This is a genomic window from Nonomuraea sp. NPDC049695 (genome assembly GCF_040674955.1).
GTDB classification, from domain to species: Bacteria; Actinomycetota; Actinomycetes; order Streptosporangiales; family Streptosporangiaceae; genus Nonomuraea; species Nonomuraea helvata.
In genome coordinates, this window is sequence record NZ_JBFANV010000108.1 from 24,300 (window position 1) to 31,534 (window position 7,235).

At 68.6% G+C, this 7,235-nt stretch carries 5 protein-coding genes; 2 read left to right on the forward strand and 3 right to left on the reverse strand.

The window, feature by feature from the left end; all coding sequences use genetic code 11:
• From AB0J64_RS49350 to AB0J64_RS49360, 3 genes are read right to left on the reverse strand one after another with little or no spacing between them, the layout of a single operon-like run.
• Entirely contained in the window at positions 1–882 is an 882-nt protein-coding gene (locus tag AB0J64_RS49350) for a sugar ABC transporter permease (protein ID WP_364043677.1), read from the reverse strand.
• The gene (locus AB0J64_RS49355; protein WP_364043680.1) at positions 882–2,249 is read right to left on the reverse strand and encodes an extracellular solute-binding protein; all 1,368 of its coding nucleotides are present in this window, start codon (positions 2,247–2,249) and stop codon (positions 882–884) included. The genes AB0J64_RS49350 and AB0J64_RS49355 overlap by 1 nt, the downstream gene beginning before the upstream one ends.
• A gap of 12 nt (positions 2,250–2,261) precedes the next feature.
• Positions 2,262–4,115, reverse strand: a complete 1,854-nt coding sequence (locus AB0J64_RS49360; protein ID WP_364043683.1) for a beta-L-arabinofuranosidase domain-containing protein — start codon at positions 4,113–4,115, stop codon at positions 2,262–2,264.
• Positions 4,116–4,249: 134 nt separating this feature from the next.
• Between AB0J64_RS49360 and AB0J64_RS49365 the strand changes: the two genes are divergently transcribed.
• Together AB0J64_RS49365 and AB0J64_RS49370 are read left to right on the forward strand one after the other, a co-directional pair.
• Positions 4,250–5,281, forward strand: a complete 1,032-nt coding sequence (locus AB0J64_RS49365) for a LacI family DNA-binding transcriptional regulator (RefSeq protein ID WP_364043686.1) — start codon at positions 4,250–4,252, stop codon at positions 5,279–5,281.
• 323 nt (positions 5,282–5,604) lie between these two features.
• Positions 5,605–7,235: Ig domain-containing protein (locus AB0J64_RS49370; protein ID WP_364043689.1), on the forward strand; the 1,631-nt coding region annotated here is incomplete at its 3' end.

Here is a 7,235-nt window from a genome sequence, read left to right on the forward strand (position 1 = left end):
TCATCGTGCGCCTGCCATCTCGTAGTAGACCCAGCGGCGGGCGTTTCTGAACATCAGGAACGTCACCACCATGATGATCATGAACAGGGTCCAGGCGAGCGCGCTGGCGTAGCCCATCTCGCTCTCCGTGAACGCCTTGCGGAACAGGTAGTAGACGTAGAAGAGCGTGGCGTGGTTCGGGCCGCCCTCGGTCATCACGTACGCCTGGTTGAAGACCTGGAAGGTGCCGACGACACCGACCACCAGGTTGTAGAAGATGGTCGGCGTCATCATCGGCAGCGTGACGTGCCAGAAGCGCCGCCACACGCCGCCGCCGTCGATCGACACGGCCTCGTACAGGTGCCTCGGCACGCCCTGCAGCCCCGCCAGGAAGATCACCATGGTGTTGCCGAAGCCCCAGGTGCTCATGATGATCATCGAGGGCACGGCCGTCGACTCGCCGTAGATCCACTGGGAGCCGGGCAGGCCGCCCTCCCGGAGCAGGGAGTTCAGCAGGCCGAAGTCCGGGTTGAAGATCCAGATCCAGAGCACGACGTTCGCGATGGCCGGGACGAGCGTCGGCAGGTAGAAGATCGTCCGCCAGACGGCCAGGCCGCGCACCTTCTGGTTGAGCAGCAGGGCCACGACGAAGCTGACGATCAGCACCAGCGGGACCGCGCCGAGCGTGTAGTACGTGGTGGTGCTCAGCGACTTCCAGAACAGCTCGTCCTTGACCATCGTGGCGTAGTTGTCCAGGCCGATGAAGTTCGGCGAGGCGCCGATCGTCCAGTCGGTCAGGCTGAAGAACGCCGAGGCCACCATGGGCCCGATGGTGAAGATGACGAACCCCAGGATGGCGGGGAGCGCCATCAGGATGCCCCAGCGTGTCTCGAGGCGGCGCATCAGAGCTCCTGGGTGTGCTGCCAGCCCTGGAGCATGCTGGTGATCTTCGGAGTGACTTCCTTGAGGATCTCCGCGGCCGGGCGCTTGCCGGTCTCGATCTCCTGGAGCGCGGGGGCCAGCACGTCACTGCTGATGGTGGACATGTTCTTGACGCGGTTGCCGAACGTGGGCACGCCGTGGTCGCGGGCGTAGTCCACCACGGCGGTGCGGAACTCCGCCGGGTGCAGCTCGTTCTTCGTCCAGGAGTCGATGGACGCCTGGTCCTCGTAGTACTTCTTCTCCTGCGGCATCCACAGGCCCTTGGCGAACAGGTCGACGTAGCGCGGGTCGTTGTGGAAGGCGAACAGCTCGACCGCCTCCTGCTCGTGCTTGCTCCCCGCGAACACCGCCGACGCGCCCGCCACCTGGCTGGCGGTGAACGGCTCCTTGTACTTGGGGAGCACGCCGATGCCGTAGTCGACCTTGCTCTCGTTCATGTCGAGCAGGCTCCAGTGGCCGTCCACCACCATGGCCACCCGCTTGGTCTTGAGCAGGATGTTGGTGCCCGGCGCGTCGTCGCCGGTCGCGGCGAGCTGGCCGGGGCCGGGCGCGACGCGGTGCTTGTAGACGAGGTCCTGCAGGTTCTGGAAGACCTGGATCGCCTCGGGCGTGTCGAGCAGGCACTTCTTGCCGGTCTCGTCGGCGAAGTCCACGCCGTTGCTGCGCAGGAACCCGTACCAGGCGGCGCCGTAGGTGATGCTGCTGGAGATGCCGAACTGCTTGATCTGCTTCGGGTCGAAGCCCGACTCGTCCGGGTGCTTGCCGTTCTGGTCGATCGTCAGCTTGTAGGCGTTCTCGACGAGCTGGTCCCAGGTCCAGGCGGAGGCGGCGTCGGCGGGCGGCGTGACGCCGGCGGCCGCGACGGCGGACTTGCTGAACCAGAGCAGCTCGATCTCGTTGGCCGTCGCGACGCCGTGCAGGTTGTCCTGGCCGCTCCACAGGTACGCGTCCGGCAGGTAACCGGCCAGCTGCGGATATTTCTTCAAATAGGGGAACAGGTTGACCAGCTTGCCCTGCTGGCCCAGGCGGTACGACATCGCGAGCGGCACATACCCGGCGTCCGGGAGCCGGTTGCTGGCCACGAGCGTGTTGAGCTTCACGTCGTACTCGTCGGGCGTGTAGAGCGCCTTGACCTTCACCCCCGCGTGCTTCTGCTCGTACTGCTTGAGCATGCGCTCGACGGCCGCCTTCTCGAACGTCGAGCCCCAGTACATGAACTGCAGCTGCACGTTCTTCCCGTCCGAGCCGGAGCCCGAGCCGCCGCAGGCCGACGCCGTGGCGCCGAGGGCGGCGAGCCCGCCCAGCTTCAACAGGTCGCGTCTTCTCATCCGCGTCTTTCCTTACGCGAGGGGGATCCAGAGCCGCATCGCGCCGCCGTCGCGGTTGTCCCACTGGAAGTAGGGGACGGCGGTCGCGGTCACGCCGGTGCTGGTCGCCAGGGGTTTCGTGGTGTACGGCAGGCCGTCGCCCGGCTGGTGCACGGCGACGGCGTCGGTTTCGATCAGTACGGTGCGGCCGACGCCCTCGAGGTCGTCGACGGGCTTGACCCGCAGCGGAGCCTGCGGGTCGAGCGCGAGGTCGTCGACCTCCACGCCGTCGGGCTGGTCGGCGTTCTCGAAGCAGTAGACGAGCGGTCCGCGCTCCAGCGCCACGGAGCCCCTGACCGCGTCGATCTTGCGGTGGGGGTAGGTGATCCTGGGCGTCATGTCGAGCCGGAGCTCGACGGTGTCACCGGCCTGCCAGTCGCGGCGGAGACGGAAATATCCGTCCTCGCCGGCCCGGGCCGGGCGGTCGTCGACGTACGTGGCCTCGCTCCAGGCCGGGATGCGCAGGGCGAGTTCCCAGTCGCCCGCCTCCTCGACCGTGACGCGGACGAGCCCGTCCCACGGGTAGTCGGTCTCGATCCGGATCCTCCCGGCGACGGTGCCCGGGACGTACTGGTGCAGCTGCAGGCCGGCGTCGGTGACGGTGGCCACGTAGGCGCCGAGCGAGGCCACCAGGCGCATAATGTTCGGCGGGCAGCAGGCGCACGCGAACCACTCCCTGCGCCGCCCGAGATAGGCGTCCTCGACGAGGTCGTTCCTGCGCTGGAGCGGGTTGACGTAGAAGAAGCGCAGGCCGTCGGCCGAGGTCGAGGCGGCGAAGGCGTTGTAGAGCGTGCGCTCGATCAGGTCGGCGTGGCGGCCGTGGCCGGTGGCCAGGAGCAGCCGCCAGTTCCAGTGGATGCTGGCGATGGCGGCGCAGCTCTCGCTGTAGGCGCGGTCGGGCGGCAGTTCGTACCGCTCGCCGAACGCCTCGCCGTCGTGGCGCGAACCGTGGCCGCCCGTGATGTACGTCTTGGTGGCGACCATGTCCTCCCAGCGGCGCAGCGAGCACTCCAGCAGCGACTCGTCCCCGGTCTCCAGGTAGACGTCGACGATGCCGGACTCCAGGTAGAGCTGGCGCACGGCGTGGCCCACCGCGGTGTCGGCCTCGCGTATGGGCAGGTGGTCCTGCGCGTACAGCATGCCCATGCCGCTGTCCTTGATGAGGCCCTTGCCGCGGTTGTCGATCAGCTTGGACGCCAGGTCCAGGTAGGTCCGCTCGCCGGTCAGGCGGTAGAGCTCCACCAGCGCGGTCTCGACCTCCGCGTGGCCGTCGATGCCGTCGTTCCCGCCGGTCAGGAAGACGTCGACCAGGTGGTCGGCGAGGCGTCCGGCGACCTCGACCACTCCGTCGCCGATCCCGGCGCGGGCGGCCGCCACCGCCGCCTGGAACAGGTGGCCCGCACAGTACATCTCGTGGCTGTACTCGAGCTCGGTGTAGATCTTGTCCGGCTTGACGACCTGGTAGTGCGAGTTGAGGTAGCCGTCGTCCCGCTGCGCCTTCTTCAGGACGGCCGCCGCCCGGTCGGCGAACTCGCCGTACCCGGGCTCGGGCGCGCGGACATGCTCCCAGGAGATCGCCTCGAGCTGCTTGTAGAGGTCGGAGTCCTGGAACCGGTAGCCCTGGAACGGCCCCTCGCCCTCCCCTCCCGCGCGGCGCAGGTTGGGCAGGGCGCCCGAGCGCTCCATCTGCTCCAGGCCCAGCGGGATGCTGGCCTCGTGGTTGATCCGCTGCCACCGCGCGAGCGGCCCACCGGTGATGACCACGTCTGGGATCCCGAGCGGCCGCCATACTGTCCGGCCGGACGGAATGACAGGACTCTGCTGCATCTAGCTCCTCAACCTCTGCCCTTGAGTGAGAAAACTATGGGAATAGGTTTTCTCAATCGGAGGGTAAGGTGTGATACATCACAGGTCAAGGGGATGCTTGTGGGCAATAGGGTGTGACGCGAAAGGGGACTCGGTTGGCCAGCCCTTCCGATGGGACAGCGAGAACCGTCACGATCAGGGACGTCGCGGCGGCTGCCGACGTGTCGATCGGCACCGCGTCCAAGGCGCTCAACGGGCGGGGCCGCATGCGCGTCGAGACCCGCGACCGGGTGCTCGCCGCCGCCGAGCGGCTCGGCTTCCGGCCCAATCCGCTGGCCCAAGGGCTGCTGGCGGGCCGCACGTACACCGTGGGCCTGGTCACGGGCGACAGCTTCGGCCGCTTCAGCATCCCGGTGATGCTGGGCGCCGAGGACGCGCTGGGCGCGGGCCAGATCTCGGTGTTCATGTGCGACACGCGCGACGACCCGATCAGGGAACGGCACTACGTCGAGCGCCTGCTGGCCAGGCGCGTCGAGGGCATCATCGTCACGGGACGGCGCACGGAGCCACGGCCGGGGATCGGCCGCGACCTGCCCGTTCCCGTCGTGTACGCGATGACGCAGTCCACGGACGACTCGGACGTCTCGATCATCCCGGACGACGAGGGCGGCGGGGCGCTGGCCGCCCGGCACCTCATGGCGACGGGACGCACCCGCATCGGCCACGTGACCGGACCCCAGCGCTTCCAGGCCGCGCGCCGGCGCGCCCAGGGGCTCACCTCCGCCCTCTCCTCCGCCGGCCTGTCGCCCGCGGGCGAGATCCTCTACGGGCAGTGGAGCGAGGAGTGGGGGCGGCAGGGAGCCGACGTGCTGCTGCACGCCACGCCCGACGTTGACGCCATCTTCTGCGGGAGCGACCAGATCGCGCGTGGGGTGGCGGAGACGCTGCGCGAGCGGGGGCGGCGGGTGCCCGAGGACGTGGCGCTGGTGGGGTTCGACAACTGGGAGCCGATGGCGCTGGGGTGCCGGCCGCCGCTGACGACCGTGGACATGAACCTGGGCGAGATCGGGCGCCTGGCGGCCCGCCACCTGCTGGACGCCATCGCCGGCGAGCCGACGACCGGCGGCGTCACCATCGTGCCTGCCAGCCTGGTCCTGCGCGAGTCCACCCGCCGCGCCACTCCCTGACGTCCGGGCGCTCCACCCGCACTCCGCCGACGTCCGAAGGGGCTGCGCCCGTGGTGCGCGCCACAGCCGCGTCCCCGCTTCGGCGGACGGTACAGCGGCATGTCGGGCCGCGGCATGCCGGGACGCGGCACTGCGCGGCCGAGCGGTGCGGCGGGGGTTGACCGGTGCTGTGTAACACCTTACTGTGCGCCTGGGAAAACCTATTCCCAAAATCCTTACAAGGAGTCCGGATGGACCGAGGATCCCGCCACGCCCCGAAGGCCGCTAAGGGCGCCAGGCGAGTCACCGCAGCGGCCCTCTTACTAGCCTCCTTACTCAGCGGCGTGCCGCAGCAAGCGCACGCCGCGACCACCGCCACGGTGGTCGACATGTTCGGCAGGACCGTCAACGACTACGGCGTCAAGCTGGTCGACTGGCAGGGCTACCTGGCCAATCCGTACGTCGAGCTCACCGTCAAACCCCCGTCCGACGCGCGGTACCCGGTCACCATCGATCTCAAGGCCGAGGGCACCTCCAGGCTCATGATGGACCTGCCCAGCCAGCTGACCGCCACCGGCGCGACCAAGACGCTGACGTTCGCCAGCGCCACCGACCAGAAGCCGTTCCGCCTCGCGATCCACTCCAAGCGCGGCCCCGGCCAGGATGAAAGTTACACGCTCAAGCTCAACATCCGGGACGCGTCCGGCACCACGACCCAGCAGCAGCTGCCGATCCGGGTGCAGCAGGACGAGAAGACCGCGCTGCAGCCCAGCCTGCCGGTCACGTTCGACTACCGCTACGACAACATCACCGGCTACTTCAACGAGCCGAACTTCAGGACCGCCGCCGAGGAGGCCGTGAAGGACTGGTTCAGGTTCTTCGACATGGCGCCGTTCGACACGGTGGCGGCCGGGGCCGAGACGAACCACCTGCCGGGCAACGACTGGCAGAACGAGATCACGGTCACCAACAACGCCGCCTACAACGGCATGTACGTGTTCTTCCGCGGCATCCAGACGCCGTACTCGACCGGCTACCCCGCCGCCAACGGCAAGTACAGCACCAGGAACGGCCAGCAGGTCGCGGGCCCGCTGCACCGCTCGACCGCGATGATCTTCGAGTACGACGAGGCGAACAAGAAGCTGTTCACCTCCCTGGCCGACGAGGACTGGTACAAGACGGAGATCGCGGGCTCGGTGCTCGACGTGCACGGCCTGGTCATGCACGAGTACGGCCACGCCGTCGCCTTCCACAGCGACTGGGCCGGCATGCGGTCATACGTCCAGAACGGCGGGAACGACCCCGACGTCGTCGCCTACCAGGGCTATCCCGTGCCGCTGGACAGCAGCTACCACATCCCGGGCGACCAGAAGTACTGGGACCGGATCAGCGGGCAGAACGGCGGCTGGACGCACATGTTCCCCACCCGCCGGTGGATGATGACCAAGCTGTCGCTCCTGATCGCGGAGAACGCCGGGTGGAAGCTCAACCGCAACCTCACCCCGTTCCTGCCGCCGTCCATCGTCACCACCTCCCTGCCGTCGGCCACGCCCGGCACCGCCTACAGCCAGACACTGCAGGCCAAGGGCGGCGTGCCGTTCTACGACTGGCAGGTCACCAGCGGCTCCCTGCCCGCGGGGCTGACCCTCGACCGGTTCACCGGGACGATCAGCGGCACCCCCACCACGGCCGGGACGTCCAGCTTCACCGTGCAGCTGCGCGACTACGACAAGCTCAGCACGCCGCAGACCAGGACGTTCCAGCTGACCGTGGGCAGCGGCGGCGGGACCTCCGTGAACGTGGCCGGCAGCGCGACGCCGTCGGCCTCCTACACCTCGCCGTGGGAGAGCATCGCGGCGATCAACGACGGCATCGACCCGCCCAGCTCCAATGACACCGTCAACAAGCGCTGGGGCACCTGGCCCAACACCGGTGCCCAGTGGGCCGAGCTGACCTGGCCGAGCAGCCAGACCCT

Excerpts from the sequence above, each read along its gene's own strand:
- AB0J64_RS49355 (WP_364043680.1), bottom strand. The coding sequence starts at position 2,249 with ATGAGAAGACGCGACCTGTTGAAGCTGGGCGGGCTCGCCGCCCTCGGC.
- AB0J64_RS49360 (WP_364043683.1), bottom strand. The coding sequence starts at position 4,115 with ATGCAGCAGAGTCCTGTCATTCCGTCCGGCCGGACAGTATGGCGGCCG.
- AB0J64_RS49350 (WP_364043677.1), bottom strand. The coding sequence starts at position 882 with ATGCGCCGCCTCGAGACACGCTGGGGCATCCTGATGGCGCTCCCCGCC.